The sequence below is a fragment of the Isoptericola jiangsuensis genome (assembly GCF_002563715.1).
GTDB lineage: Bacteria > Actinomycetota > Actinomycetes > Actinomycetales > Cellulomonadaceae > Isoptericola > Isoptericola jiangsuensis.
The window spans coordinates 1393584-1419578 of the sequence record NZ_PDJJ01000001.1 but is presented as its reverse complement, the minus strand read 5'-3'; the positions used below and the strand labels follow the sequence as shown (position 1 = coordinate 1419578).

The following is a 25995-nucleotide window of genomic DNA, read 5'->3' as shown; positions in this document are numbered from 1 at the left end:
ACGGGCCGCGCGCCGTGCGCCCCGCCGGGAGCGGTCAGCCGTCGCCCGACAGGGTGACGAGGGCGAGCAGCGCCTCGCCGTACGCCTCGGCGGCCTCGGGCCCGGTGAAGGTGCGTTCCTCGCCCAGCAGCTCGGCGTGCACCACGTACGCGTCGCCGTCGTGCCGCAGCGTCCGGAAGGTGCCGCCGAGCAGGTCGCGGAGCTGGTCCTCGCGCGGCAACCACAGGGTGTCCTCGATCCGTACCGAGTCCAGCGCCCACTCGGTGGTGCCGTTGAAGCCGAGCACGGTGCCGGTCGGGAACTGGTGCGCCTCGATCGTCATCGTCGAGACCGTGAAGACGTCGGCGTCGAGCTCCGGGGCGTCGATGTGGAACCGGTCGCCGTCGACGGGCCGCCACACGAGGCCCGCGTCGCGCAGCCGTGCGGCGAGCCGGGTCGAGATCATCGTCCCATCGTGCCCGCCGCGCGCCGGGACGCAACCGCCGGGCGGCGGCACCGGTTCAGCGGGCGGCCGGGCCGTCCACGACGACGCGTGCCGACCGGTCCGGGAGCCCGTCCGGCGCGGCGTCGGACGCCAGGCCGAGCACGGGGCCGAACCCGGCCCGCTCGGAGACGCCCAGCTTGAGGCCCGCCCGGTAGAGGTGGCCCTCGACGGTCCGCACGGAGACGGTCAGCCGGTCCGCGATCTCCCGGTTCGACCACCCGCGGGCGGCGAGCGTGACGATCTCCCGCTCCCGCGCCGTCAGCGGCAGCGGGTGCACCGCGTCCGTCAGGGCCGGGGTGCGCGCCCCGGACCGGCCCGCCAGGTCCTGCGCGAGCGCCGCGGCGGTGAACGCCGAGCCCCGGCGTCCGGCACGCCGGTGGACCGCGGCCGCCCCGGCGGCGGCATCCCCCGCGGCGACGAGGTCGCCGAGGGCGACCCACTCGTCGGCGGCCCGCAGCAGGGCCTCGGCGTCCTCGGCGACCGCGGCCCGGGCGTGGCGGAGCGCGACGTCGGCCCGGGGCCCGAGCCCTGCGAGCGCCTCCAGGCGCGGCAGGGCGGCGGCCGCGTCCCCGAGCTGGACGACGGTCTGGAGGGCGAGCACCTCGTAGGCGGGTGCGGCCATCGCTCGCGCGAGGGTGGCCGCGTCCGTCGCGTGGGTCACCGCCTGGGTCGTCGCCCCCTCGGCGGCGGCACCCCACGCGCGCGCCAGGAGGTCGTCGGGCGCGTACAGGCGGTAGGCGGGGTGGGCGCCGACCACGATCCCGGCCAGGTGGGGGGCAGCCCGTCCGGGGTCGCCGGCCAGCGCCCAGGCCGTGGCGAGCAGGGTGCGGCAGCGGAACCGGAACTCGTGCCCGGAGTCCGCCAGCCCGGCCCACGCGTCCCGCAGCAGGACGAGCGCGTCCCGGACCCGGCCCCCGGCGAGCGCGGCGTGACCGGCCACGACCAGGCCCATGAGGTGCGCCGGCCCGGGGAGGTCCGCCGAGACGTCGCGCATGCGGCGGGCCTGCTCGGCGGCGCGCCCGGGGGTCCCGGCGAGCCGGTGCCCGAGCACCTGCATGTCCGCGAGGCCGAACCCGGGGATGCTGGTCGGGACACGGTCCGGGGTGAGGCCGCCGACGGTCGCGGCCTCGTCCAGGAGCTCCTGGTCGGCCGTCACGGCGGCGGCCGCCGTGACGGCCGACGACACGAGGATGCGCGCGAGGTCGTCCGGCAGGTCGGCGCGCAGCAGCGCCGGGCCACCCTCGAGGACCGCCCGCAGGTCGCCGTCGGCGGCCGCCAGGGCCAGGGCCATCCCGGCGACGTGCAGCGGCAGCGCACCGGTCGCCTCCGCGGCGGCGAGCGCCCGACGCGCCTCCGCGGGCCGCGCCATCGTCCAGAGCAGGTTGCCCGCCCGGTGCAGCTGCGCCATCGTCCGGGTCGCGTCGTCCGTGGCGGACGCCACCAGGTCCACGAGGATGGCCTCGGCCTCGTCGCCCCGGCTGAGCCAGGACAACGCCGCGGCGTGCACCAGGCGGGCGACCGGTGCCCCGGTCGTGGCGGCGGCGCGCGCGAGCCGTTCGGCGAGCGGCAGGTCGAACAGGCGGGTCGCGGCCTCGGCCGCCCGCAGGAACAGCACCGGGTCCGCGCCGAGGTCGGAGTCGAGGGTGAGCACGGCCCGCGGCACGGGGTCGGGTCCCGGGTCGAGGGTGCGGGCGACGAGCCCGCGCAGGCGCCGGGCGCGCACCGTCCCCATGACGGCGCGCCGCACCTCGCCGTACAGGGGGTGCGCGAGCCGCGCCACCGTGCCGTCGGTGCGGACCAGGCCGCGCACCTCGGCCTCCTCGACGGCACCCGCCGACGCGAGGGAGCACAGCGTCGTGACGTCCACCGGCTCGGCGAGCGCCACGAGGTCCACGACGTCCTGCACGGGCGGGGCCAGCCCGCCGATCTCCCGGGCGAGCAGGTCGGCCAGCCCCGGGGGGATCGCCGGGTCGCCCGTCCACCGCCACACGCCCGCCGTGGCGGCGAACCGCCCGGCCGACACCTCCCCGCCGAGCAGGTGCCGCAGGAACAGCGGGCTGCCCTCGGTGAGGGCCCACAGGCGGTGCGCCGACGCCTGGTCGACGGGGCCGCTGAGCACCCGCGCCACCAGCTCCGCCGTCCGCGCGGCGTCCAGAGGAGCCACGTCGAGCCGGGCGAGACGGTCGTCCTTCCACAGCGACGTCACCGGGTCGGGCGCGGGCTCCCCCGCCCGGACCGTGACCAGGACGGTCGCGGCCCGGCGTTCGACCACCCGGTCGAGCAGGATCGCGGAGTGCTCGTCGAGCAGGTGGGCGTCGTCGACGGCCAGGACGAGGCGCTCGCGGGCGGCGAGGTGCTCCAACGCACGGCCCACGGACTCGGCGGACTCCCCCGCCGGGAGGTCGAGGACGCCGGTGAACGCGCCCAGGGGAAGCGGGCGGGCCGCGGCGCTGCCGTGAGCCCACACCGGTGTCGCACCCCGGCGGGCGGCGAGCGCCAGCGCCTCGCGGGCGAGCCGGGTCTTGCCCACCCCGGCCGGACCGGCCACGACGATGCCGGCCGCTCCCGGTCGGACGGCTGCCGCGAGGGTCCGCAGCTCGTCGTCCCGGCCGGTGAGCGGCCAAGTCCGCTCCATGGGTTCATGCTAGCGACGGGAGCTCGGGTACCGCACTACTCGCGGCGCGGCGTACGGCCGGGGCGAGGGTGGGGTCATGAGCACCCGCACCGTCCTCGTCACCGGCGCCTCGCGCGGCATCGGCCGCGCGATCTCGCTGCGCCTCGCCAGGTCCGGCTGGCACGTCTACGGCGGGGTCCGGGACGACGTCGCCGCCAAGGAGCTCGCCGAGGCGTCCGACCGGGTGACGCCCGTCGAGCTCGACGTGACCGTGCCCGAGCACGTCGCCGCGCTCGACGCCGTCCTGCCCGACCGTCTGGACGCCCTGGTGAACAACGCGGGCGTCGCGGTGGCCGGGCCGGTGGAGACCCTGTCCCGGACGGACATGCTCCACCAGTTCGACGTCAACCTGGTCGGCCCGCTCGCGCTGACCCGGGCCGTGCTGCCCCGGCTGCGGCGCGCCCGCGGCCGCGTCGTGTTCATCTCGTCGATCAACGGCCGCGTCTCGTTCCCGTTCACCGGCCTGTACAACGCGTCGAAGTACGCCGTCGAGGCCGTCGCCGACTGCCTGCGGGTCGAGCTGCGACCCTTCGGCGTCCAGGTCGCGCTCGTCGAGCCCGGCGTGGTGGACACCGACCCGTGGCACCGCATGGACGAGCTGCTCGACGAGCTGGAGGCCGGCCTCGACCCGGCGCTCGCGCCCCTGTACGCGCCGCACTTCGCGGGCGAGAGGCAGCTCGTCGGCCGGATCCGTCGCGGCGCCAAGCCGCCGGAGCAGGTCGCGGCCGCCGTCGAACGCCAGCTCGTCCGGCGTCGGACCCGCCCACGCACGGTGGTCGGCCGGGACGCCCGGATGATCCTCGCGATGAAGGCGGTGCTGCCCGCACGCGGCCTCGACGCGGTCTGGGCCCGCGGCGTCGGGGGCTGAGAGCCGGGCGACCCGCCCCGGGGACGTCGAAGGCCCTCGCCGCTGTCGCGACGAGGGCCTCGTGGTGCGCCATCAGGGACTCGAACCCCGAACCCGCTGATTAAGAGTCAGCTGCTCTGCCAATTGAGCTAATGGCGCAGGAGCGCGGACCACCCCGCCGGAGCGGTGGAGGTCGTTGCCGGTGCGCCATCAGGGACTCGAACCCCGAACCCGCTGATTAAGAGTCAGCTGCTCTGCCAATTGAGCTAATGGCGCGTTGCGAGGTGAAACATTACCAGGCCCGGAGCCGTCGTTCGAACCGGCTCCGGGCACTCGGGCTGTGACCTCCACGACAGACCCGCGGGGGGCTGCCGTGCAGGTCAGGCACCGCCCGGGCAGGTCACATGTACAGGCCGGTGGAGCCGTCGTCGTCGTGCGCCTGAGCCACCGCGTGCACGTCACGCTCGCGCAGCAGCACGTAGTCGGTGCCGCCGAGCTCGACCTCGGCGCGCTCCTCCGGGTCGTACAGGACGCGGTCCCCGACGGCGACCTGGCGCACGTGCTCGCCCTTGGCCACGACCTTCGCCCACGCGAGCCGCTTGGGCCCCGCGGCGGTCGCGGGGATGACGAGCCCGGCGGACGACTGCCGCTCGGACGAGTCGACCTCCGGGTCCACCAGGACACGGTCGTGGAGCATGCGGATGGGCAGCGGCGCGGTGCCCGGGGTCGAGGTGCTGGGTGCTGCGGAGCTCACGGCACCACGCTACGCGAGCCGAACTCCCCGCCGGGCACCGTCCACCGGCCGGATAGGCTCGACGACGGACCCGCACCGACACCGAGGAGACCCCGTGACGCTCGCCGCCGGCGACACCGCCCCCGACTTCACCCTGCCCACCGCCGACGGCGGCACCGTGTCGCTCGCCGACCTGCGCGCGTCCGCGGACAAGGGCGTCGTCGTGTACTTCTACCCGGCCGCGATGACGCCGGGCTGCACCACCCAGGCGTGCGACTTCCGCGACTCGCTCGCCGCGCTGCAGGGCGCCGGGTACGCCGTCGTCGGCGTCTCCCCCGACGAGCCGGCCAAGCTGGCGACGTTCGCCGAGCGGGACGCGTTGACGTTCCCGCTCGCGTCCGACGCCGAGCACACCGTGCTGGAGGCGTACGGCGCGTGGGGCGAGAAGAAGAACTACGGCCGCACGTACGTGGGCGTGATCCGCTCGACGGTGGTCGTCGGCACCGACGGCGTCGTCCAGGTCGCCCAGCACAACGTCAAGGCCACCGGGCACGTCGCCCGGCTGCGCAAGACGCTCGGCATCGACTGAGGGTCGACGCGAGGTCTGGTGCCGGAGGCGGGACTTGAACCCGCACGCCACTCGGGCACGGCATCCTAAGTGCCGCGTGTCTGCCTGTTCCACCACTCCGGCCGGCGGCTCAGTCTAGCGGCGCTCCGGGCCTGTCGGGCCGGGGCGCCGACGGCCGATCACACCGCCCGGTCGTCGGCCTGGAAGCGGGCGTGCAGGTCCTGGAGGAACTCGTCGACCGGGACGTAGACCCATCCGGACTCCGGCCCGTCGGCCTGACCCTCCCCTGCGTCGACGTCACGCCATGCGACCTGCCCGACGCCGGGCACGTCCAGGACGTCCTCGTCCCTGACGAAGGCGCGGCGCCAGTCCTTGGAGACGAGGCCGTGCTGCCGCAGGAGCCCCTGCGCCGCGGTGAGCGAGGGCGCGCGGACGAGCGCCTCCGAGATCCGGAGGTTGCGGGCGTCGACCCGGTCGCTGCGCACCCGCGGCGCGGAGAAGCGGAAGGTCTTCACGTCCGCCTCCTGCTGGTCGGCCCCGTCCGGCTGGCGGGACCAGTATGGACCGCGCGTCCGCCTAGTTGCACGTGTCACCAAGCCGTGTAACCTCGCGTTAACACGCACCGCGAGCCCCGCCCCGGGGTCGGCGACGAGGCCGGCAGGGGGCGCCGGGCGGGCGCTCCGACCGGTGCCGCAGCCCGCGAGGTGACCGAACGATGACGTTCCGCAGTCGACCTGTCCCCGTAAGTGACACGAGTCATCACCCTCCGCGACGACGCCGCACCGCGGTCGCCGCCGCCCTGGCCCTGCTCGCCGGCGGCACGCTCGTCGGCACCGCGGCCCCCGCGAGCGCCGACGTCGTCGACGTCGGCGCGGGCAGCTACACCACCGACCGCGTGGGGTCGGCCCCGCAGGGCTGCGACGCGATCGAGGCGGACCCGCGCGCGTTCGTCACCGACGACGCCCCCGACACCCCGCTGCCGACCAACGACTGGTGGTCGTCGCTGGCCTTCAAGGTGTTCGACTGCTCGTTCAGCGCGCCCCTGCACGCGCACCCGGCCTCCTACCTGCCCTCGGCGGGCGGGCTCGGCGTCTCCTACACGACGACGCCCGCGATCAGCGGCACGCCGACCGGCGTCGCGGAGTACCACTTCCCGTACGCCGAGGACCTGCGGGCCGGGGTGGTCGGTCTCGACGCACCGGACGTCAAGGTGGGCGGCTGGACGGACTGGACGGTCGACCCGGTGTGGGACGACGGCCAGCAGTCGTTGCGCGCGACCATCGGGCACGGCCTGCCCGTGGCGTGGTTCGAGGCGACGGGCGGCGACGCGCTGCTCACGTTCGCGGGGTCCCCGGACGTCTGGCTCGACGAGCCGGGACGGCTCGGCGTGAGCGTCGGCGGGGCCGACTACCTCGCGGTCGCGCCCGCGGACGTGCGCTGGACGGGCAGCGGCACGACGCGCCGCGCGGCCACGGACCGGTTCGCCGTCGCGCTGCTGCCCGACGTCGGCGCGGCCGGGCGGACCGCGCTGCTCGACGCCTACACCGCGGCCGGGCGCGCGCCGGTGACGGGCACGCGCGCGGACTACGACTACGACGAGGCCGACGGCGTCGTGCGCACCACCTACGCCGTCACCACGACGCCGTGGCCGGGCGCCGACGACGCCGGGACGATCGCCGCGCTGTACCCGCACCAGTCGGCGTACCTCACCGGCGACGACCCCACGGGCGTCACCTACACGTCCCCGCGCGGCGACCTCGCCGTCCTCACCGACGTCGACTCCTTCACCACCGCGACGCCGTTCGGCGGGCTGCTGCCGGAGGTCCCGGCCGTCGCGACGTCCGCGGGCGCCGGGCGCGCGGAGCTGGAGGCGCTGCTCGACGACCTGGGCGACCCGCTCGGCCAGGTCAAGGCCGACACGTACTGGACGGGCAAGGCCCTCGGGCGCGCCACCCGCGTGATCGAGATCGCCGACCAGCTCGGCCGCACCGCCCAGCGCGACGCGGCCCTCGCCGACGTCCGCCGGGTGCTCACCGACTGGTTCACCGCCACCCCCGGCAAGACCGAGCAGGTGTTCTCCTACGACGCCGGGTGGGGCACGCTCGTCGGGTTCCCGGCGTCCTACGGGTCCGACACCGAGCTCAACGACCACCACTTCCACTACGGGTACTTCATCGCCGCGGCCGCGACGCTCGCCCGGTTCGACCCGGCGTGGGCGCAGGACTACGGCCCGATGGTGGACCTGCTGATCCGGGACGCGAACGGCTACGACCGCAGCGAGACGCGGTTCCCGTACCTGCGCGACTTCGACGTGTACGCGGGGCACGACTGGGCGTCGGGCCACGGCGCGTTCGCCGCGGGCAACAACCAGGAGTCGAGCTCGGAGGGCATGAACTTCGCGGGCGCGCTGGTCCAGTGGGGCGAGGCGACCGGCGACCGTGCCGTCCGCGACGCCGGGGCCTACATCTACGCCACGCAGGCCGCGGCGATCGACCGCTACTGGTTCGACGTCGACGGCGACACGTTCCCCGCCGCGTTCGGTCATCCCGTGGTCGGGATGGTGTGGGGCGACGGCGGGGCGTACGCGACGTGGTTCAGCGGCGAGCCGGAGATGATCCAGGGCATCAACACCCTGCCGATCACGGGCTCCCACCTGTACCTCGGGTCGTCGCCCGCCACCGTGCGGGCCGCCTACGCCCACCTGGAGTCCGTCAACGGCGGCCCGCCGACGGTGTGGCAGGACATCCTGTGGAACCACCTGGCGCTCGCCGACGGGCAGCGGGCGCTGGACCTGCTGACGTCGTCGTCGTACACGCCGGAGGAGGGCGAGACCCGCGCCCACACCTACCACTGGATCCGGAACCTGGCCTCGCTCGGCACGGTCGCGGCCGACATCCGGGCCGACCACCCGCTGGCGGTCGCGTTCGACTCCGCCGCCGGACGCACGTGGGTCGCGGCCAACGTGACGGCCGCGCCGGTCACGGTGACGTTCTCCGACGGGCGCACGGTCGCCGTCCCCGCCGGCCGGACCGTCGCGGTGGGGGCCCGGTCGTTCGAGGGCGGGTCCGCCACGGGCGGCCCGACGCCGTCGCCGGAGCCGAGCGCTCCCCCGTCGCCGACCCCGGACCCGACGCCCACGCCGTCGACCGAACCCACGCCCGACCCGACGCCGTCGCCCGACCCGGATCCCACCGGTGAGCCGTTCGCCGCGACGCGGCACCTCGGGGCGGGCGGCACGCTGCCGGCGCAGCCCGGACCGGACGGCGTGGTGACGCTGGCGAGCGCGGGCGGCGCCACCCGGGACGGCACACCGCACGAGGCGACGGTGTTCACCGCGACGGACGTCACCGCGCGGCACACCGGGGGCGGCACCCGGTTCGCGTTCGCCGTCGACGGCGGCCCGCACGTCGGGCTGGCGGTGCAGGCCCGCGTCAGCTACGACCTCACCGGCGACGGCACCGTCGACCGCACCGAGACGTACGCCTACTTCGCGACCGACCCCGTGGTCGGCCCGGAGACGTACGCCTCCGAGGGACGGCCCGTCAGCACCACGGGCGCGCTCGGCGACCTCGACGGCGGCACGGTCACCGTCGAGCTGTGGAGCGCGCTCGGCACCCTGCGCCCGCAGGTCGCCACGGGCGCCGCGTCGAGCATGACCCTGCCGTTCGAGTAGCCGCCGCTCCCGGACCTCGTCCGGACAGCACGACGGCCGCCCCGGAGGGATCCCGGGGCGGCCGTCGTCGCGTCGTGCGCGGGCGTCGTCAGGACTGCGACGCGCCGTCGTTCGCGGCGGCGATCTGGGCACGGACCTCGTCCATGTCCAGGCCCTTGACCGCGTCGACGACCTGCTTCAGCGCCGGGCCGGGCAGGGCGCCCGCCTGGTTGAAGACGAGGACGCCCTCGCGGAACGCCATGAGGGTCGGGATCGCGGTGATCCCGGCGGCGGCGGCGATCTGCTGCTGCGCCTCGGTGTCGACCTTCGCGTGCACGATCTCGGGGTGGTCCGTGCTGGACGCCTCGAACACCGGCGCGAACTGGCGACAGGGGCCGCACCAGGACGCCCAGAAGTCGACCAGGACGATGTCGTTGTCCTTGATCGCCTGCTCGAAGGTGGTGTCGGTGAGCTCGACGGTGGCCATGCGGAGTCCTCTCGTGGATGACGTACTACCCGGCAACAGCGCAGAAACCCCACCGGGTATTCCAGGGGCGCCGCGGACCGTGGTTGCCAGATACCTCACACTTCCATCGACCGCCCTCCGCGTCGACAGGTGGCACCCTCCCTCGGGCTGGTACAAACAAGGGGTGACCGACACCGCCGAGTTCCCTCCCGACGACGATCCCGGCCGCGAGGAGGCCCCCGCCGGCTGGCTGCGGCCCGAGGACCTCGCGGCCGCGCGCGCCCAGCTCCCCCTCGTGTACGTGGACGCCGTGCCGGTGCAGGTCGACGAGTCCGGCGACGTCGTGTCGGTGGGTCTCCTGCTGCGCGCGACGCCCCTGGGGTCCATGACCCGCGCGCTCGTGTCCGGCCGCGTGCTCTACCACGAGCGCGTCCGCGACGCCCTGCTGCGGCACATCGAGAAGGACCTCGGCCCGGTCGCCCTGCCGCAGATCCCGGCCTCCCCGCAGCCGTTCACCGTCGCCGAGTACTTCCCGACGCCCGGCATCACCCCGTTCCACGACCCCCGCCAGCACGCCATCTCGCTCGCCTACGTCGTGCCCGTGTCCGGCGACTGCCGCCCCCAGCAGAACGCGCTCGACCTCGCGTGGCTCACCCCCGAGGAGGCGTGCAGCGACACCGTGCAGGCCGAGATGGTCAACGGTCAGGGCACGCTGGTGCGCCAGGCGATGGCGCACGTCGGCCGCCTGGACTGACGACGTCAGATGTCGTCGCGCCGCGACGCGTTGTAGGCGACGGCGGCCATCGAGTCGAGGTTGCTCGCGGCCCGGTGGACACCGACGGCGAACCTCAGGCCGCCGACGACGGCCAGGGCGAGCCCGATGACGCTGGCCACGGACGACGGGTCGATCGATGCGAGCGCGCCACCGACGGTCAGGAGGATCAGGCCCCAGGCGAGCGAACCCGCCGACCTCTCCGGCCGCGGCACGTCGACCGGGACTGCGGGCTGGGCGGTCATGTCGTCAGGACTCGTCACGGGCGCAGCCTAGCGGCGGTCGCCGGCGGTCATGCCGCAGGCCATGTGGCACCGGCGAGGGCGCCGGTGCTGCACGCGTCGGGACGTCCAGGGGCCCCGCGGACATCGGCTCGTGAGCACCACCGATGACTGCCGGGCCATCGCGTCAGCGATCTGATCAGATATGATCGGATGATGAGGACGATCACGGCCACAGAGGCGGCACGGGGCTTCTCCCACCTGCTGGACGAGGTCGCCGCCGGTGAACGCATCACGGTGACGCGGTCCGGCGTGCCCGTCGCCACGTTGGGCCCGCCCCGCAGAGCGACGCTCAGCGACCTGGTCGCCAGCCTCGATGAGCTGGGGCCCGTCCCAGACTTCGCCCGAGGCGCCGAGGACGGGACACCCTCGGTCGACATGACGCCGCCGGACCGTTGGAGCGACGCGTGATCCTCCTGGACACGGGAGTGCTGATCGCCATCGCGCGCTCGCGGCGGCCGGGGACACCAGGCTCGCTCCCGGACGAAGAGCTGGCTGTCGCCGCGATCACCGTGGCGGAGGTCCGCGAGGGCGTGGAGCGGTTCAAGGGCAGCTCCCACTACGAACGTCAACGAGAGGTCGAGTCCCGACTTCTCGCCGCCGTCACCGTGCTCGACTACACGTACCCCACGGCCGTGCAGCACGGACGGCTGCTGGCACACACCCGCTCGTCGGGCGAACCTCGGGGTGCGCACGACCTGATCGTCGCTGCTCACGCCGCACAGACGGGGCTGACCCTCTACACGACGGACGCCCGGGCGAACTTCTCGGGCCTGCCGGGCGTCTCGTCCGTCACGGTGACGTTCCGCTGACCCGGGCGGGCGGCCCGCTCACGCGGGGACGGTCGCGAGGTCGAGGACGGGCCAGTCCGCGAGGTCGGCGCGCATGCGCCGGTCGTGGGTGGCGACGACGACGGCCGCGGAGGTGCGCAGCAGCGCGGTCGTCAGGGCGTCCATGACGTCGACGGACAGGTGGTTGGTGGGCTCGTCGAGGACGAGCAGGTGCGGGGCGTGGAGCAGGGCGAGCGCGAGGTCGAAGCGGCGCTTCTGCCCGACGCTGAGCTCGACCAGCGGCCGCTCCAGCTCGTCCTCGGACAGCAGCCCGAGCGCGGCGACGGGCACGAGGTGGTCCGGGTCGAGCTCGCCGCGGCTGAGCAGCGCCAGGGCGTGCGCGGCGTAGGCGTCGAACGCGGAGCGCTTCGCGTGCTCGGCCGTGACGGCGTCGCTCTCCTGCCCGACGACGCCGATGCGGAGCCCGTCGCGGGCGGTGCGGGTGCCGCGGGCGAGGGGCAGGGCGCCCGTGAACGCGGCGAGCAGCGTGGACTTGCCGGTGCCGTTGGGTCCGGTGACCAGCAGCCGGCCCGACGGCGGGACCGCGAGACGGGTGCCGGGCAGGTCGAGGCGGGTGGCGCCGTCCGGTGCGACGACGTGCGGGGAGCGCAGCTCGACCAGCGGGTCGCCCGCCTCCCAGCCGGCCGACAGGGCGGGCAGGTCGGGGAAGGCGAGCGCCGGGGGCGGCGGCGGCACGTCGACGGCCTCGGCCTCGAGCTTCTGCACGAGCCGGTCGGCGGCCTTGACGTGGATGCGGGCGCGGGTGCCGCGGCGGTTCTTCTGGGATCCCTTGGGCGGGCGCCACTCGTCGGACAGCCCCTCGTAGGAGCGGTCGAGGCGGAACGCGAGCTCGGCGGCGCGCTTCTGCTCGGCCCGGAACCGCTGGTGCCAGCGGGCCAGCATCTGCGCCTTCGCGAACCGGTACTCGTGGTAGCCGGGCTGCCCGTACAGGGCGGGGCGGCCGTCCATCGCGGGGTCGAGGTCGAACATCGCGGTGACGACGTCGTCGAGCAGCTCGCGGTCGTGCGTGACGACGACGACCCCTCCGCGCCAGGCCTGGATCGTCTCGGTGAGGTAGGCGACGCCGGAGTCGTCGAGGTGGTTGGTGGGCTCGTCGAGGAGCAGCAGGTCGGCACGCTCCGCGAGACGGCACGCGAGGCGCACCCGGTACCGCTGCCCCACGGACAGGGTGTCGAGGCGACGCCCCGGGTCCCGCACCGCCCCGAGGCGGGTGAGCGCGACGTCGACGCGGCGGTCGGCGTCCCACGCGGCCAGGTGCTCGATCCCGGACAGCAGGCCGCCGAGCCGCTTCAGGTCGTCGTTCTCGTGGTCGAACGCGGCGGCGGCCTCCTCCAGACGGGCGGCGAGCGCCCGCACGTCCGCGAGGGTGTCGGCGACGAGGTCGCCCACGGTGCGGCCCGCGGTGTCGGTGAGCTCCTGCGGCACGTACGCGAGGGTGCCGCGACGCCGCACCTCCCCCGCCTTGGGCCTGAGCTCGCCGGCGAGCACCCGCAGGAGGGTCGACTTCCCGGACCCGTTCTCCCCGACGACGCCGAGGCGCACGCCGCCGGACACCCGCAGGTCGACGCCGTCCAGGACGGGTCGGCCGGGGTACGCGAAGGAGATGCCGGAGGCGACGAGATGCACCGCACCAGCCTAAGCGGGACGCCGGACGCCCTCGCGCCCCGGCACCGTCCTGTGGTGGGATCGACGGCGAGCGACGTCGCTCGCCCCCGGCTTCGACGAGGAGACCCCCGTGCCCGAGCACCGCCCCGCCCTCGCGGTCACCACCGGAGCACCGACCGGCGCCCGCGTCCTGGCCGCCGTTCTCGCGGGCCTCGTCGTGGCCGGGACGTCGGGGTGCGCGACGGCGTCCGGGACGCCCGGTGAGAACGCCTGCGCCGCGCCGGCCGTCGAGGCGGACCCTGCGACGGTCGCGCCCGGCGACACGATGGAGATCACCGGCGTGGGCTTCGCCCACGGGTGCGAGGACCACCCGGCTGCCGAGGAGTCCACGTCGATGACCGACGTGCCCGTGCGATGGCTCCAGGGCGGGGTCACGGTCGACCTGGGCGTCGTGGACGCCGACGAGCACGGCGGCTGGGCCCTCCGTGCGACGGTGCCCGCCGACGCCGTCCCTGGTCAGGCACGGATCGACGCCTCACCGAGCACCGGGGTCGAGATCACCGTGGGGTCGTAGCCCGCAGGCTCAGCCCCCGATCCACGACAGTCGCTCGTTGCCGTCGACCAGGGGTCAGCCGGTTCGCCGTGTCCATGCGGGCGCCCGCTTCCGCGTGCACGACGCGGACCTCGGTGGGCACCTCGATCGTCGTCATGTTCATGCCCTGAGGTCGATCTACGGCCGGACGCGGCGGTCGATGTCCTGGCCGGTCCAGAGGTCGCCGCACTCGACGTCGAGGGCGTGGTGGGTGGCGAGGTAGCGACCCGCGCCCGTGTCGCCGGCGAGGGACGCGACGACGCCGTCCCAGTGGTCGCGGCCGAGCACGACGGGGTGGCCGGGGCGGCCGCCATACACGGCGCGGGCGAGGACGGCGGTGGGCGTCGGCGCGACCCGGACGGCAGCGGCGAGGACCCGCTCGACGGCCACGGGCGGCGCGTCCGGGGTGTCCACGGGCGTGACGACGAGCGCGTCGCCGTCGCGCGCGGCCGCGGCGGCCAGCCCGGCGCGCAGCGTGGCGGCGAGGCCGTCGGCCCAGCCGGGCACGGTGACCACGTGCGCGGGCGACGGCACGAGGGCGGCGACCTCGGCCCTGCGGGCACCGACGGCGACCAGGACGTCGTCGCACCCGCCGGCGGCGAGCATCGTGACGGCGCGTGCCACCCAGGGTTCGCCCGCAGCGGTCCGGGCGAGCCCCTTGGGCCCGCCGAACCGGGTGCCCGCGCCCGCGGCGAGGACCAGTCCGATCACCCGCACGTCCCTCCGTCCTCCGGCGTCACAGAAGCGTAGTCCGCACGAAACATCGCGGGGGTTACGTTGAGTCCATGCTTAAGTCAGCGCTTGAATTGCTGCCGCTGGTGAGGTCGGGGAACCCCGTCGCCGCGGTGACGATCACGCGCGTCAGCTCGAGCGCGCCGCACGGCGTCGGGACGGCGATGGCGGTCACGGGAGACGGCGCGGTGGTCGGGTCGATCTCCGGCGGGTGCGTCGAGGGCGAGGCGGTCGTTCTCGGCCGGATCGCGGCCACGACGGGCCGGGCGGCCACCGCCCGGTTCGGGTTCGACGACGCGACCGCCCACGCGGCGGGCCTGGCCTGCGGCGGGCAGGTCGAGGTGGTGGCACACCGCCTCGACCCGGAGGACGCCCTCACCACGGACGCCCTGGAACGGGCCGCCGCGGACCGTGCCGCGGCGCTCGGGATCGTGACGTCGGGGCCGGACGTCGGTCGGGTCGTGGACGTCGACGCCCTGCGCGCCGGCCCGGCGGACGACCTGCTGCCGCAGGACGCCGCCGCGGCGCTGGAGTCGTCGTTCGTGGACCGCGAGAGCGTGCTGCTGCCCGGCGCGCTCGACGGCGCCGACCTGCTGGTGCTCCAGCACGCGCCGCGCGCGCGGCTGATCCTGCTGGGCGCCGGCGAGCACGCGGCGGCGCTGTGCCGCGTCGGCGCGGCCGCAGGGTTCGCGGTGACGGTGTGCGACCCGTGGGAGACCCTGGTGACGCCCGAGCGCTTCCCCGCCGCGGACCGCCTGGTCACCGCCGTCCCGGCCGACCACCTCGCCTCCCTCGGTCCCGAGGACACCGACGCCCGCACGGCCGTGTGCGTGCTCACCCACGACGAGCGCCTCGACGTCCCCGCGATCCGTGCCGCCCTGGCGATGCCGGTCGGGTTCGTGGGCGCGATGGGTGCCCGCCGCACCGTCGCGCACCGCGCCGCGCAGCTGCGCGCCGCCGGGGTGGCCGAGGTCGACCTCGCCCGCCTGCACTCCCCCCTGGGTCTCGACCTGGGCGGCGTCACGCCCGAGGAGACGGCGGTGTCCGTCCTCGCGGAGATCGTCGCCTCCCGGCGGGGCGGCTCCGGGGTGCCGCTGCGCGAGCGGACCGGCCGGATCCACCGGGACGTCGGCACGGCACCCGCCTGCACCACCGCGGAGCCCGGGCGCGCCGCGCCGGCGGCGAGCACGGTCCGCACCACGAGCACCACCCGCACCGAAGGAGCCCGGTCATGACCCGCACCATCCTCGAGAACGGCCACGTCGCCACCGTCGACGCCGCCGGCACGGAGCACGCCGTCGGGCACGTCGTCATCGAGGCCGGGGTCGTCACCGCCGTGGGGCCGGGCCGCGCGCCCGAGCACCTGCGCGACGGCGCCGACGTCGTGGACGCGAGCGGGTGCCTGGTCACCCCGGGCCTGGTCAACACCCACCACCACCTGTACCAGTGGCTGACGCGCGGCTACGCGCAGGACTCGATCCTGTTCGACTGGCTGACGTCGCTGTACCCGCTGTGGTCCCGCATCGACGCCGACCTGACCGGCGCGGGCGCGGCGGGCGCGATGGCGGTCCTCGCCCGGTCGGGGTGCACCACGGTGGGCGACCACCACTACGTGTTCCCGCAGGGCTCGGGCGACATCGTCGGGGCGCTCGTGGAGTCCGCGGCGACCGTCGGGGTGCGGCTGCACGCCACCCGCGGGTCGATGGACCTCGGCGCCTCGTCCGGCGGGCTGCCGCCGGACTTCGCGGTCGAGACCACCGACGCGGCGCTCAAGGCGTCGCAGGCCGCCGTCGAGGCGTACCACGACCCGTCGCGCGACGCGACGGTCCGCATCGCCATCGCCCCCTGCTCCCCGTTCTCCGTGACGAAGGACCTGCTGCGCGAGGCGGCCGTGCTGGCCCGCTCCCTCGACGTGCGCCTGCACACCCACGCCTCCGAGACCGTCGAGGAGGACGCGTACTGCGCCGAGCACTTCGGCTCGACGCCGACGCAGTACCTGGAGGACCTCGGCTGGCTCGGCGACGACGTGTGGATGGCGCACGGCGTGCACCTCGACGCCGCCGCGATCGCGCGGTACGCCGCCACCGGCACCGGCGTGGCGCACTGCCCGTCGTCGAACGCGCGGCTCGCCGCGGGCATCGCCCCGGTGCGCGACCTGCTGGACGCGGGCGTGCCCGTCGGGCTCGGGGTGGACGGCGCGGCGTCGAACGAGTCGGGCCAGCTCGGGACCGAGATCCGCGAGTCCGTGCTGATGAACCGGCTGCGCACCGGGGCGGACTCGATGAGCGTCCGCGACGCCCTGCGCGTCGCCACGATCGGCGGGGCGCGCGTGCTGGGCCGGCACGACGAGATCGGCTCCCTGGAGCCGGGCAAGCTCGCCGACGTCGCCGTCTGGCAGGTCGACGGCGTCGAGCACGCCGGCATCCTCGACCCCGTCGCCGCGCTCGGCCTGGGTGCGCTGCCCCCGCTGAAGCGCCTCTACGTGGGCGGCCGGACCGTCGTCGAGGACGCGCACCTCGCCACGGCGGACGAGCAGGCCCTCGCCCGCGGCGTCGCGGTCGCGTCCCGCGAGCTGGCCGAACGGCTCTGACATGGACGTCACCTCCGTCGCGTCGTTCCGCACGGCCCGCACCCGCGCCGACCTCGTCCTCGCCCCGGGCGAGGTGGTCCTCGGCGGCGGCACGTGGCTGATGAGCGAGCCGCAGCCCGGCACCACCGGGTTCGTCGACCTCACCGGTCTCGGCTGGCCCGACCTCGAGGTCACCGACGACGGGCTGCGCGTGGCCGCGACGTGCAGCATCGCCACGCTGCGCGCCTGGGCCGAGGGCCGCGGACCGCTCGCCGTGCCGGCGGGCTGGACGGCGGTCGCGATGGTCCCCGACGCCGTCGACGCGCTGCTCGCGTCCTTCAAGATCTGGAACACCGCGACCGTCGGCGGCAACGTGTGCCGGGCCTTCCCCGCCGCGGCGATGGTGTCCCTCGCCGTCGCGCTCGACGCCGTCGCCGAGGTGTGGACGCCCGACGGCGGCACCCGGCGCACGCCCGTGGAGCGCCTCGTCACCGGGGCCGGCACCACGGACCTCGCCCCCGGCGAGGTGCTGCGCGCGCTGGAGATCCCTGCCACCGCCCTGCGGTCGCGGGCCGGGCTGCGCAAGATCGCCCTGGCCGAGCTCGGCCGCTCCGGCGCCGTCGCCACCGGCCGGGTCGACCCCGACGGTGCCGCCGTCCTCACGCTCACCGCCGCCGTCGTCCGCCCCGTCGTCCTGCGGTACGCGGCCCTGCCCGACGCCGCGACCCTGGCCGCCGACGTCGCCGACGCCCCCGGCTACTACACCGACCCGCTCGGCGCGGCCGACTGGCGCCGCGGCGTGAGCGTCGTGCTCGCCGAGCGTCTGCGGCGCGACCTCGCGGGCGCACCCACCGGAACCGTCGAGGAGACCGCATGAAGATCGAGGTCGACGGGACCACCCACGACACCGACCCCCGCCCCGGCCAGTGCCTGCGCACCCTGCTGCGCGAGCACGGCCACACCGAGGTCAAGAAGGGCTGCGACGCCGGGGACTGCGGCGCCTGCGCCGTGCTCCTCGACGGCACGCCCGTGCACTCCTGCCTCGTGCCCGCGCAGCGCGCCGACGGCGCCGTCGTCACCACCGCCGCGGGCCTCGCCCCCGGCGACGACCTGCACCCCGTGCAGGAGGCGCTCGTGCGCGAGTTCGGGTTCCAGTGCGGGTTCTGCGCCCCCGGCATGAGCGTCACCGCGTCCTGCCTGACCGCCGACGACCTGCCCGACCTCGACAAGCGGCTCAAGGGCAGCCTGTGCCGCTGCACCGGCTACCGCCCGATCCGCCAGGCCGTGCGGTCCGTGCTGGAGGGCGCCGTGCCCGACGACGACGCTCCCGCCGGGCACGGCGTCGGCCGGTCCGTGCCGCCCGAGCCCGCCCGCCGGATCGTGCAGGGCCGCGAGCCGTTCACGTTCGACACGCCCGTCGCCCGCGACGCGCTCGTCCTGCGGGTCCTCGGCTCCCCCCACGCGCACGCCCGGATCGTCGCCGTCGACACCGCCGCGGCCCGCGCGCTGCCCGGCGTCGTCGCCGTCCTCACCCATGCCGACGCCCCCCGCACCCGGTTCTCCACCGCCCGGCACGAGCACCGCACCGACGACCCCGACGACACCCGCGTCCTGGACGACACCGTGCGGTTCGTCGGGCAGCGCGTCGCCGCCGTCGTCGCCGAGACCGCCGAGGCCGCCGACGCCGCGCTCGCCCTGATCGACGTCAGCTACGACGTCCTGCCGTCCGTGCACGACCCCGAGGAGGCCCGCCGCCCCGGCGCCCCCCTGCTGCACCCGGACCTCGGCCCCGACGACCGGGTCGCCGAGGCGCACCGCAACGTGATCGCCGGGCTGCACGCCGGGATCGGCGGCGACGCCGACGCCGCGCTCGCCGCGAGCGCCGTCACCGTGAGCGGCACGTGGCGCACGGGCCGGGTGGCGCACGCCCAGCTGGAGACGCACGGCGCGATCGGCTGGCTCGACGACGACGGGCGGCTCGTCGTCCGGGCGAGCACGCAGGTGCCGTTCCTCGCCCGGGACGAGCTCGCGCACGTCTTCGACCTGCCGCGCGACCGGGTGCGGGTGCTGGCCGCCCGCCTGGGCGGCGGCTTCGGCGGCAAGCAGGAGATGTTCGCCGAGGACCTGGTGGCGCTCGCGGTGCTGACCACGGGGCGGCCGGTGGCGTACGAGTTCGCGCGCACCGACGAGTTCCGGCGGGCGGCCCTGCGGCACCCGTTCCGCGTGCAGGTGTCCCTCGGGGCCGACGCGGACGGTCGGCTGACGGCGATGAAGCTGGACGTGCTGAGCGACACGGGCGCGTACGGCAACCACGCCATCGGGGTGCTGTTCCACTCGGTGTCGGAGTCGGTGAACGTGTACCGCTGCCCGGTCAAGCGCGTGGACGCGGAGGTCGTGTACACGAACACGGTGCCGTCGGGCGCGTTCCGCGGGTACGGGCTGGGGCAGGTGATCCTGGGCGTGGAGTCCGCGATGGACCTGCTCGCGCAGGAGCTGGACGTGGACCCGTTCGAGCTGCGCCGCCGCAACGCGGTGCGCGACGGGGACCCGCTGCTCACGGTGTCCGAGGAACCGGAGCCGGACCTGCGGTGGGGCAGCTACGGGCTCGACCAGTGCCTGGACCTGGCGCAGGCCGCGCTGGCACGCGGCAACGGGGTCGAGGCCCCGCCGGGCTGGCGCACCGGGGAGGGCATGGCGATCTCGCTCATCGCGGGCGCGGCGCCCGGCGGGCACCACGCGCACGCGACGGCGACGCTGCGCCCCGACGGCACGTACGTCCTGGGGGTGGGCACGGCCGAGTTCGGCAACGGCACCTCGACGGTGCACCGGCAGATCGCCGCGACGGTGCTGGCGGCGCCGCCCGACCGGGTGGTGCTGCGCACCGCGGACACGGACCTCGTGGAGCACGACACCGGCGCGTTCGCGTCCGCCGGCACGGTGGTGGCGGGCAAGGCGCTGACCCGGGCGTGCACGGCGCTGCGCGACACCGTCCTGGAGCGCGCCCGCCGGCTCGTCGGGGCGGACGCCGACGCCGCGACCGAGCTGACGGCCGACGGCGTGCACGTCGGCGACCGGCGGGTGAGCCTGCCCGAGGTCGCCGCGGCGGTCCTGCGCGACCCGGGTGCCTCCGGCGACGGCGGGCTGACGGCCCACGGCCGCGACGACGGCCTGGAGCGCAGCATGGCGTTCAACGTGCACGCGGTCCGCGTGGCCGTCGACCCGGAGACCGGGTCGGTGCGGGTGCTGCAGTCGGTGCAGGCCGCGGACGCGGGGTTCGTCATGAACCCCGCCCAGTGCCGCGGCCAGGTCGAGGGCGGCGCGGCGCAGGGCCTGGGCTCCGCGCTCTACGAGGAGGTGCTGGTCGGGCCCGACGGTGCGGTGCAGAACCCCGTGTTCCGCACCTACCGGGTGCCGCAGTCCGCGGACGTCCCCGACACCGAGGTGTACTTCGCGGACACCTACGACACCATCGGCCCGTTCGGCGCGAAGTCGATGAGCGAGTCCCCCTACAACCCCGTCGCGCCCGCGATCGGCAACGCGATCGCCCGTGCCCTCGGCCGCCGCCCGTACCGGCAGCCGTTCACCCGCGAACGGGTGTGGCGGCTCGCCCAGGAGGCCGACCACGCGGGGTGAAGTGATGGCTTAACCGGGGTGAAACGCCCGAGGGGTCGGCCCGAAACGTCCGCTGCCTACGTTGCGGTACGTCACATCGCCACCACGTCGAGCGGAGTCCCACCCATGGCAGTTCACAGCAGTTCCTCGCGACGCGTCCGCCTGGGTGCCGTCGGCGCGGCGGTCGCCGCGACCGCCCTGGCGCTCGCCGGCTGCTCCAGCGGTGAGCCGGGGGCCGCGGGCGGGTCCGAGGGCGAGGCGTCGTACGGCGAGATCAGCGTGCAGTACTCGTGGATCAAGAACGAGGAGTTCGCGGGCGAGTTCTACGCCGAGGACGAGGGCTACTACGACGAGGCCGGGTTCGACGAGGTCCTGGGGATCTCCGGCCCGGACACCGGCGTCGCCAAGCTCCTGTCCGGGTCGGTGCAGGTGGCCCTGTCGGACGCCGCGTCCATCGGTGCGGCCATCGCGGAGCAGGACGCCCCGCTGAAGATCATCGGCGCCACGTTCCAGAAGAACCCGTTCACGATCCTGTCCCTCGCGGACGGCGGGAACATCACGTTCCCGCAGGACCTCGTCGGCAAGACGATCGGCGTGCAGGACTCCAACGCGTCGGTGTTCGCGGCCTTGCTGCGCGCCAACGGCATCGACGAGGGCGACGTCACGGTGGTCCCGGTCGACTTCGACCCCACGCCGCTGATGAACGGCGAGGTCGACGGCTTCATGGCGTACCTGACGAACGAGGCCCTCACGGTCGAGCTCGCCGGCTACGACGTCACGAACCTGGCCTACGCCGAGAACGGCGTCCCGTACGTCGCCGAGACGTTCTCCGTGACCGACGAGTACCTGGCCGACAACCGCGAGCTGCTCAAGGCGTTCCTCACCGCGGAGATCAAGGGCTGGACGCACGTGTTCACGGAGTCGACCGACGACACGGTCGCGCTGGTCGAGGAGCACTACAACGCCGCGGCCGCGGAGTCGGCGGACGGCCTGGAGGCCGTGTTCGGGGCGCTGGACCCGACGAAGACGGCGATGGGCCTGGAGGCGGAGAAGGAGCTCATCTCGACCGAGGAGACCGAGGCCAACGGCCTGTTCACCATCTCCGACGAGCTCCAGCAGCAGACCGTGGACTCCCTCGCGGCCGCCGGCTGGGAGGTCACCACCGACCAGCTCTTCGACACCTCGATCATCGACGAGATCTACGCCGACTCCCCCGAGCTCGTCGACTACCTCCCGTAAGGAACCATGAGCAACGACCTCACGTCGGGTGCCGTCGCCCCGGGGCTGCCGCAGGACACCGCAGCAGCCCCGGGGGGCACGGGCATCAACATCGACGGCCTCACCAAGACGTTCCCCACCGGTCGCGGCCGGAGCGTGACCGCGCTGCAGGACACCCACCTGCACACCGACCAGGGGTCGTTCCTCGCCCTCCTCGGCCCGTCGGGCTGCGGCAAGTCGACCATCCTGCGCGTCCTGGCCGACCTGGAGCAGCCGACGTCCGGCACCGTGCTCGTGGACGGCAAGACGCCCGCGCAGCTGCGGCGCGACAGCGAGCTGGGCATCGCGTTCCAGGACCACGCGCTGCTGCCGTGGCGCAGCGTGACCGCCAACATCCGCCTCGTGTTCGAGGTCGCGGGCCGCAAGGTCGACAAGGCCTACGTGGACGAGCTGATCGAGCTCGTCGGCCTCACCGGGTTCGAGAAGGCCAAGCCCGCGCAGCTGTCGGGGGGCATGCGCCAGCGCGTGTCCATCGCCCGCGCCCTGGCCCTCAAGCCGTCGGTGCTGCTGCTCGACGAGCCGTTCGGCGCGCTCGACGACATGACGCGGCAGAACCTCAACCTGGAGCTGCTGCGCATCTGGACCGAGAAGCCCGCCACCACGCTGCTGGTGACGCACGGCATCGCGGAGGCGATCTTCCTGTCCGACCGGGTCGCGGTGATGTCCCCCCGGCCGGGGCGGGTCAAGGAGATCATCGAGGTCGACCTGCCCCGGCCGCGCACGCCGGACATGATGCGCTCCCCCGAGTTCCACGCGCTGGTGGACCGCGCCTCCGAGCTGCTGTTCGGCGCCGACGGCCGTGCCGCGGCGGAGGCCTGATGCGCGGGCGTCCCGGCGTCCCCGCGTGGCTCGCGGGGCTGATCGGCGCCGTGGTGCTGGTGGTCGCGTGGTGGCTGTTCTCCGTCACCGTGTTCGACCCGCCGCCCGGGACGACGTTCACGCCCGTCCCGTCCCCGGCGGTCGTGCTGCAGACCCTGGTCTCGGACGGGCTCGCGCCCTACTGGAGCGTGTTCCAGGTGACGATCACGGAGGCCCTCGTCGGGTTCGCGTGGGGCAACGGCATCGCGCTGCTGCTCGCCGCCACCGTGCTGCTCGCGCCCCGCATCGAGCCGGTCGTCCTCCAGGTCGCCGTGGTGAGCTACTGCCTGCCCGTGGTGGCGGTCGGCGGCATCGCCATCGTCGTCCTCGGCGGTGCGGAGCGGCCCGGCGAGCCCAGCGCGACGGCGATCTTCCTCGCGGCGCTGGCCGTGTTCTTCACGACCGTCGTCGGTGCGCTGCTCGGGTTCCGGTCGGCCGACGCCGCGAGCCTCGACGTGGTGCGCGTCTACGGCGGCACCCGGTTCACCCAGCTGCGCAAGGTGCGGCTGGTGGCCGCGACGCCCGCCATCCTCAACGCGCTGCAGATCGCCGTGCCGTCCGCGTTCCTCGGGGCGGTGCTCGGCGAGTACATGGGCGGCACCGACCGCGGCGTCGGCATCACCCTCATCCGCCTCCAGGGCGAGCTCGACTCGCCCCGCGTGTGGGCGGTGTTCCTGCTCACCGCCGCCGTCGCCCTGGTCGGGTACGGCATCGTCGGTCTGATCTCGCGAGTGGCCACCCCCTGGGTGGCGGGACGGAGCACCCCGTGAACGCCGCCTCCTGGCGCCCCGTGGGACGGGCGGCCGTCAACGGCGTGCTCACGCTCGTCATCGTGCTCGCCCTGTGGTGGGCGGTCGTCCACCTCACGGGCATCTCCCCCTACGTGGCCAAGGGGCCCGCGGACGTGTGGGAGTTCCTCGTCACGGGCGAGGAGGCGGCCGCGCACCGCGCCGACCTGGCGCCGCTGCTGGTCCGCACGCTGCAGGACGCGGCCCTGGGGTTCGTCGTGGGGATGGGCGTCGCCGGCGTCCTCGCCGTCTGCTTCTCCCTGTCCCGCGCCGTCGAGGCCGGCGTCATGCCGCTCGCCCTGCTGCTGCGGTCGATCCCGCTGGTGTCGATCGCGCCGGTCATCATCCTGGTCACCGGGCGCGGCACGCAGGCGTCCGTCGCGGTCATCGGCTCGATCGTCGTGCTGTTCCCCGCGCTGGCGTCGATCATGTTCGGCCTGGGCCGGGCCAGCGCGCAGAGCCTGGACCTCGTGCACGTCTACGGGGGCTCGCGGCTGACCGCGATGCGCAAGGTCAACGTGCCGGGCGCGCTGCCGTCCCTGTTCGCCGCGGCGCGCGTGTCCGTGCCGGGCGCCGTGACGGGCGCGCTGCTCGCCGAGTGGCTGTCCACCGGCACCGGCATCGGCGGGTCGATCGTGAAGTTCACCGCGTCCGCGCGGTTCGACGACCTGTGGGCGTCCGTCGCCCTGGTCACCGTGGTGACGCTCGTCCTGTACAACCTCGTGCAGGTGGTGGAGAACGCCGTGCTCGCACGCATGGCGATGGCCTCGGCGCAGCGCTGACCTCGCGGCCCGGCGGGAGCCTGCGTCCGGGGCGCGGGGCCCCGGACGCAGGGGGGAGGCGACCGGCCGGGCTCGGGGTTCCCGACCGGCCGCCGGTCTGTCAGGCGCGGACGAGCACCTTCATGCGCTTGCCGGCGCGCAGGTCCTGGACGACCGCGGGAACCTCGTCGATGGTCGCCTCCGAGATCCAGGCGTCGGAGGCCTCGTACAGGCCCTGCGACATCGCCTCGATGACGGCGGTGTAGTCCTTCGGCAGGTAACCGAGCGCACCGGTGATGGTGGTCTCGCCCATGACGAGGTGGACGGTCGGGTGGATCTCGACGGTGCGCTCGTGGAGGGCGACGACGAGCACGGTGCCGCCCGGGGCGAGCGACGCGAGACCGGAGGCGACGGCGGGGCCGACACCGGCGGCGTCGAACGCGACGTCGACGCCGTCGCCGCCCGTGGCCTCGGCGACGGCGGCCGCGAGGTCCTGGGTGACGGGGTCCACCACATTCGTGGCACCGACGGCGGCGATGGCGGCACGACGGTCGGCGCTCGGCTCCGAGACCACGATGTTGTCGACGCCGCGGGCGCGCAGCGCGAAGTAGAGGCCGATGCCGATGGGGCCGGCGCCGGCGATGAGGGCGCTCTGCCCGGCCGCGATGCCGGTCTTGTCGACGGCGTGCCAGGCGACGGCCATCGGCTCGACGAGCGCGGCGAGCTTGAGGTCGACGTTCTCGGGGAGCCGGTGGACCATCGACGCGGCGATGGTGGTGTACTCGGCCATGCCACCGCCGTGCGACGTGAGGCCGTGGAAGCCGATGGTGCGGCAGACGTTGGTGTTGCCACGGCGGCAGGCGGCGCAGGTGCCGCAGGAGTACAGGGGGAAGACGGCGACGCGGTCTCCGACGGCGACGTCCTCGACGCCCTCGCCCACCTCGACGACGGTGCCGGAGAACTCGTGGCCCAGGATCTGCGGGAGCCGCGACCCGGTGACGGGGTGCGGGTTCTCGAGGTCGAGACCGGCGCCGGCCGGGTCGAAGTAGGCGTGCAGGTCGGAGCCGCAGATGCCGGCGTAGGCGTTGCGGAGCTTGACCTGGCCCGGCTTCACGGTGGGCTCGGGGACGTCCTCGACCCGGAGGTCTTCCTGGGCGTGGAGCACGGCAGCCTTCATGGTGGGTGGCACCTCTCTGTGTGGGGTCGATGTCGCGGCGGTGCAGGAACGGTACACGAATCTGACACCTGTTGGATAACCCGTGACCTGTGCCACCATGGCGCCATGGACCCTCGCCAGCAGCGCACCCGGGCGAGCCTGCGCGCCGCGATCCTCGAACTCGCCGGTCAGCGGCCCGTCGGGACCCTCACCGTGGCCGAGGTCGCCCGCGCCGCCGGGGTGACACGCGACACCTTCTACCGGCACACCACGAGCCCCGTCGAGCTCCTCGCCGGCGTCCTCGAGGAGGAGCTGCGGCAGATCGAGCCCCCGACCCGTGACGGGGACGACGACTTCGTGCGCGCCGAGACCCGGCTCCTGCGCCACGTCGCCGCCCACCGCGAGATCTACCGCGCCGCGCTCGTCGACGGCGCCGACGGCCGCCTCCGCGAGGTCCTGCACGAGGTCATCGCGGCCCGCCTCGACGAGTACCTGCGCGAGCACCCCGACGTCGCGCCCCCCGTGCCCGGCGGCCTGCCCGCCGACACCGCCCGCACCGTGCTCGTCGCCTACTCCGCCGCCGGCACCGTCGGCGCCATCGGTGTCTGGCTGCGCGACGGCGGCGACGAGGCCGACATCCCGGCCCTCGCCCGCACCGTCATCGCCGGCGGTCCCCCGGCGTGGGCCGGGAGCGTCGCCGGGGCCCGCTGACCGTC

At 75.1% G+C, this 25995-nt stretch carries 25 protein-coding genes and 3 tRNA genes; 16 read left to right on the top strand and 12 right to left on the bottom strand.

The window, feature by feature from the left end:
* Positions 1-34 precede the first annotated feature (34 nt).
* Both ATJ88_RS06405 and ATJ88_RS06400 read right to left on the bottom strand, forming a co-directional pair.
* A complete protein-coding gene (locus ATJ88_RS06405; RefSeq protein ID WP_098463105.1) occupies positions 35-445 on the bottom strand; it encodes a pilus assembly protein CpaE in 411 nt (136 codons plus the stop codon).
* A gap of 55 nt (positions 446-500) precedes the next feature.
* Positions 501-3119, bottom strand: a complete 2619-nt coding sequence (locus ATJ88_RS06400) for a LuxR C-terminal-related transcriptional regulator (RefSeq protein ID WP_098463104.1) — start codon at positions 3117-3119, stop codon at positions 501-503.
* Between the two features lie 76 nt (positions 3120-3195).
* Here ATJ88_RS06400 and ATJ88_RS06395 point away from each other — a divergent pair, with 76 nt between their 5' ends.
* Positions 3196-4026 carry an SDR family oxidoreductase gene (locus tag ATJ88_RS06395; RefSeq protein ID WP_098463103.1) on the top strand — a complete coding sequence of 277 codons (831 nt, stop codon included), beginning with the start codon at positions 3196-3198 and terminating at the stop codon, positions 4024-4026.
* 62 nt (positions 4027-4088) lie between these two features.
* Here the strand turns inward: ATJ88_RS06395 and ATJ88_RS06390 are convergent.
* The 3 genes from ATJ88_RS06390 to ATJ88_RS06380 all read right to left on the bottom strand — a co-directional run bounded on the left by ATJ88_RS06390 (position 4089) and on the right by ATJ88_RS06380 (position 4759).
* Positions 4089-4164: transfer RNA gene (locus ATJ88_RS06390), tRNA-Lys, on the bottom strand.
* Between the two features lie 44 nt (positions 4165-4208).
* Positions 4209-4281: transfer RNA gene (locus tag ATJ88_RS06385), tRNA-Lys, on the bottom strand.
* A 124-nt stretch (positions 4282-4405) separates the two neighbouring features.
* The gene (locus ATJ88_RS06380; protein ID WP_425432661.1) at positions 4406-4759 is read right to left on the bottom strand and encodes a GroES family chaperonin; all 354 of its coding nucleotides are present in this window, start codon (positions 4757-4759) and stop codon (positions 4406-4408) included.
* Between the two features lie 94 nt (positions 4760-4853).
* Here ATJ88_RS06380 and bcp point away from each other — a divergent pair, with 94 nt between their 5' ends.
* Entirely contained in the window at positions 4854-5327 is a 474-nt protein-coding gene (gene bcp, locus ATJ88_RS06375) for a thioredoxin-dependent thiol peroxidase (RefSeq protein WP_245852192.1), read from the top strand.
* A gap of 16 nt (positions 5328-5343) precedes the next feature.
* Here bcp and ATJ88_RS06370 read toward each other — a convergent pair.
* Together ATJ88_RS06370 and ATJ88_RS06365 are read right to left on the bottom strand one after the other, a co-directional pair.
* A tRNA-Leu gene (locus ATJ88_RS06370) sits at positions 5344-5429 on the bottom strand.
* A 56-nt stretch (positions 5430-5485) separates the two neighbouring features.
* The gene (locus tag ATJ88_RS06365; RefSeq protein ID WP_098463100.1) at positions 5486-5821 is read right to left on the bottom strand and encodes a hypothetical protein; all 336 of its coding nucleotides are present in this window, start codon (positions 5819-5821) and stop codon (positions 5486-5488) included.
* Between the two features lie 200 nt (positions 5822-6021).
* On the opposite strand from ATJ88_RS06365, the gene ATJ88_RS06360 reads away from it, so the two are divergent.
* A complete protein-coding gene (locus ATJ88_RS06360; RefSeq protein ID WP_098463099.1) occupies positions 6022-8979 on the top strand; it encodes a glycosyl hydrolase in 2958 nt (985 codons plus the stop codon).
* 88 nt (positions 8980-9067) lie between these two features.
* Here ATJ88_RS06360 and trxA read toward each other — a convergent pair whose 3' ends face one another.
* Positions 9068-9445, bottom strand: coding sequence for a thioredoxin (gene trxA, locus ATJ88_RS06355; RefSeq protein WP_098463098.1), 378 nt, complete (start codon positions 9443-9445; stop codon positions 9068-9070).
* A 163-nt stretch (positions 9446-9608) separates the two neighbouring features.
* On the opposite strand from trxA, the gene ATJ88_RS06350 reads away from it, so the two are divergent.
* A complete protein-coding gene (locus tag ATJ88_RS06350; protein ID WP_098463097.1) occupies positions 9609-10178 on the top strand; it encodes an NUDIX hydrolase family protein in 570 nt (189 codons plus the stop codon).
* A gap of 5 nt (positions 10179-10183) precedes the next feature.
* Here ATJ88_RS06350 and ATJ88_RS06345 read toward each other — a convergent pair whose 3' ends face one another.
* On the bottom strand, positions 10184-10459 hold the full coding sequence (locus ATJ88_RS06345; RefSeq protein WP_141538622.1) for a hypothetical protein: 276 nt from the start codon (positions 10457-10459) through the stop codon (positions 10184-10186).
* 174 nt (positions 10460-10633) lie between these two features.
* Here ATJ88_RS06345 and ATJ88_RS06340 point away from each other — a divergent pair, with 174 nt between their 5' ends.
* Together ATJ88_RS06340 and ATJ88_RS06335 are read left to right on the top strand one after the other, a co-directional pair.
* Positions 10634-10888: a type II toxin-antitoxin system Phd/YefM family antitoxin gene (locus ATJ88_RS06340; RefSeq protein WP_098465164.1), complete on the top strand. Its 255-nt coding sequence runs from the start codon at positions 10634-10636 to the stop codon at positions 10886-10888.
* Complete coding sequence (locus ATJ88_RS06335; RefSeq protein ID WP_245852191.1) at positions 10885-11289, top strand: type II toxin-antitoxin system VapC family toxin; 405 nt, start codon at positions 10885-10887, stop codon at positions 11287-11289. The genes ATJ88_RS06340 and ATJ88_RS06335 overlap by 4 nt, the downstream gene beginning before the upstream one ends.
* 18 nt (positions 11290-11307) lie before the next feature.
* Here ATJ88_RS06335 and ATJ88_RS06330 read toward each other — a convergent pair whose 3' ends face one another.
* Entirely contained in the window at positions 11308-12954 is a 1647-nt protein-coding gene (locus tag ATJ88_RS06330) for an ATP-binding cassette domain-containing protein (protein WP_098463094.1), read from the bottom strand.
* Positions 12955-13063: 109 nt separating this feature from the next.
* Here ATJ88_RS06330 and ATJ88_RS06325 point away from each other — a divergent pair, with 109 nt between their 5' ends.
* Positions 13064-13507: a hypothetical protein gene (locus ATJ88_RS06325; RefSeq protein WP_098463093.1), complete on the top strand. Its 444-nt coding sequence runs from the start codon at positions 13064-13066 to the stop codon at positions 13505-13507.
* A gap of 156 nt (positions 13508-13663) precedes the next feature.
* Here the strand turns inward: ATJ88_RS06325 and ATJ88_RS06320 are convergent, their stop codons facing one another.
* Entirely contained in the window at positions 13664-14236 is a 573-nt protein-coding gene (locus ATJ88_RS06320) for a nucleotidyltransferase family protein (RefSeq protein ID WP_342744838.1), read from the bottom strand.
* Between the two features lie 74 nt (positions 14237-14310).
* On the opposite strand from ATJ88_RS06320, the gene ATJ88_RS06315 reads away from it, so the two are divergent.
* The 8 genes from ATJ88_RS06315 to ATJ88_RS06280 all read left to right on the top strand — a co-directional run bounded on the left by ATJ88_RS06315 (position 14311) and on the right by ATJ88_RS06280 (position 24144).
* Positions 14311-15492 (top strand): XdhC family protein, encoded by a 1182-nt coding sequence (locus tag ATJ88_RS06315; protein ID WP_098463091.1) that lies wholly within the window; start codon positions 14311-14313, stop codon positions 15490-15492.
* Complete coding sequence (locus tag ATJ88_RS06310; RefSeq protein ID WP_098463090.1) at positions 15489-16847, top strand: 8-oxoguanine deaminase; 1359 nt, start codon at positions 15489-15491, stop codon at positions 16845-16847. Before ATJ88_RS06315 ends, ATJ88_RS06310 begins: the two co-directional genes overlap by 4 nt.
* A gap of 1 nt (position 16848) precedes the next feature.
* A complete protein-coding gene (locus tag ATJ88_RS19000; protein WP_098463089.1) occupies positions 16849-17703 on the top strand; it encodes an FAD binding domain-containing protein in 855 nt (284 codons plus the stop codon).
* Positions 17700-20459, top strand: a complete 2760-nt coding sequence (locus ATJ88_RS06300; RefSeq protein WP_098463088.1) for a molybdopterin-dependent oxidoreductase — start codon at positions 17700-17702, stop codon at positions 20457-20459. Before ATJ88_RS19000 ends, ATJ88_RS06300 begins: the two co-directional genes overlap by 4 nt.
* A gap of 105 nt (positions 20460-20564) precedes the next feature.
* Positions 20565-21677, top strand: a complete 1113-nt coding sequence (locus ATJ88_RS06295; RefSeq protein WP_098463087.1) for an ABC transporter substrate-binding protein — start codon at positions 20565-20567, stop codon at positions 21675-21677.
* A 6-nt stretch (positions 21678-21683) separates the two neighbouring features.
* Entirely contained in the window at positions 21684-22535 is an 852-nt protein-coding gene (locus ATJ88_RS06290) for an ABC transporter ATP-binding protein (protein WP_098463086.1), read from the top strand.
* Entirely contained in the window at positions 22535-23344 is an 810-nt protein-coding gene (locus tag ATJ88_RS06285) for an ABC transporter permease (protein WP_098463085.1), read from the top strand. The genes ATJ88_RS06290 and ATJ88_RS06285 overlap by 1 nt, the downstream gene beginning before the upstream one ends.
* Positions 23341-24144: an ABC transporter permease gene (locus ATJ88_RS06280; RefSeq protein WP_170023545.1), complete on the top strand. Its 804-nt coding sequence runs from the start codon at positions 23341-23343 to the stop codon at positions 24142-24144. The genes ATJ88_RS06285 and ATJ88_RS06280 overlap by 4 nt, the downstream gene beginning before the upstream one ends.
* A 100-nt stretch (positions 24145-24244) precedes the next feature.
* On the opposite strand, the gene ATJ88_RS06275 is transcribed toward ATJ88_RS06280, so the two are convergent.
* Positions 24245-25300, bottom strand: coding sequence for a 2,3-butanediol dehydrogenase (locus ATJ88_RS06275; RefSeq protein WP_098463084.1), 1056 nt, complete (start codon positions 25298-25300; stop codon positions 24245-24247).
* A 105-nt stretch (positions 25301-25405) separates the two neighbouring features.
* Between ATJ88_RS06275 and ATJ88_RS18545 the strand changes: the two genes are divergently transcribed.
* A complete protein-coding gene (locus tag ATJ88_RS18545; protein WP_211287470.1) occupies positions 25406-25990 on the top strand; it encodes a TetR/AcrR family transcriptional regulator in 585 nt (194 codons plus the stop codon).
* The last annotated feature ends 5 nt before the right edge of the window (positions 25991-25995 follow it).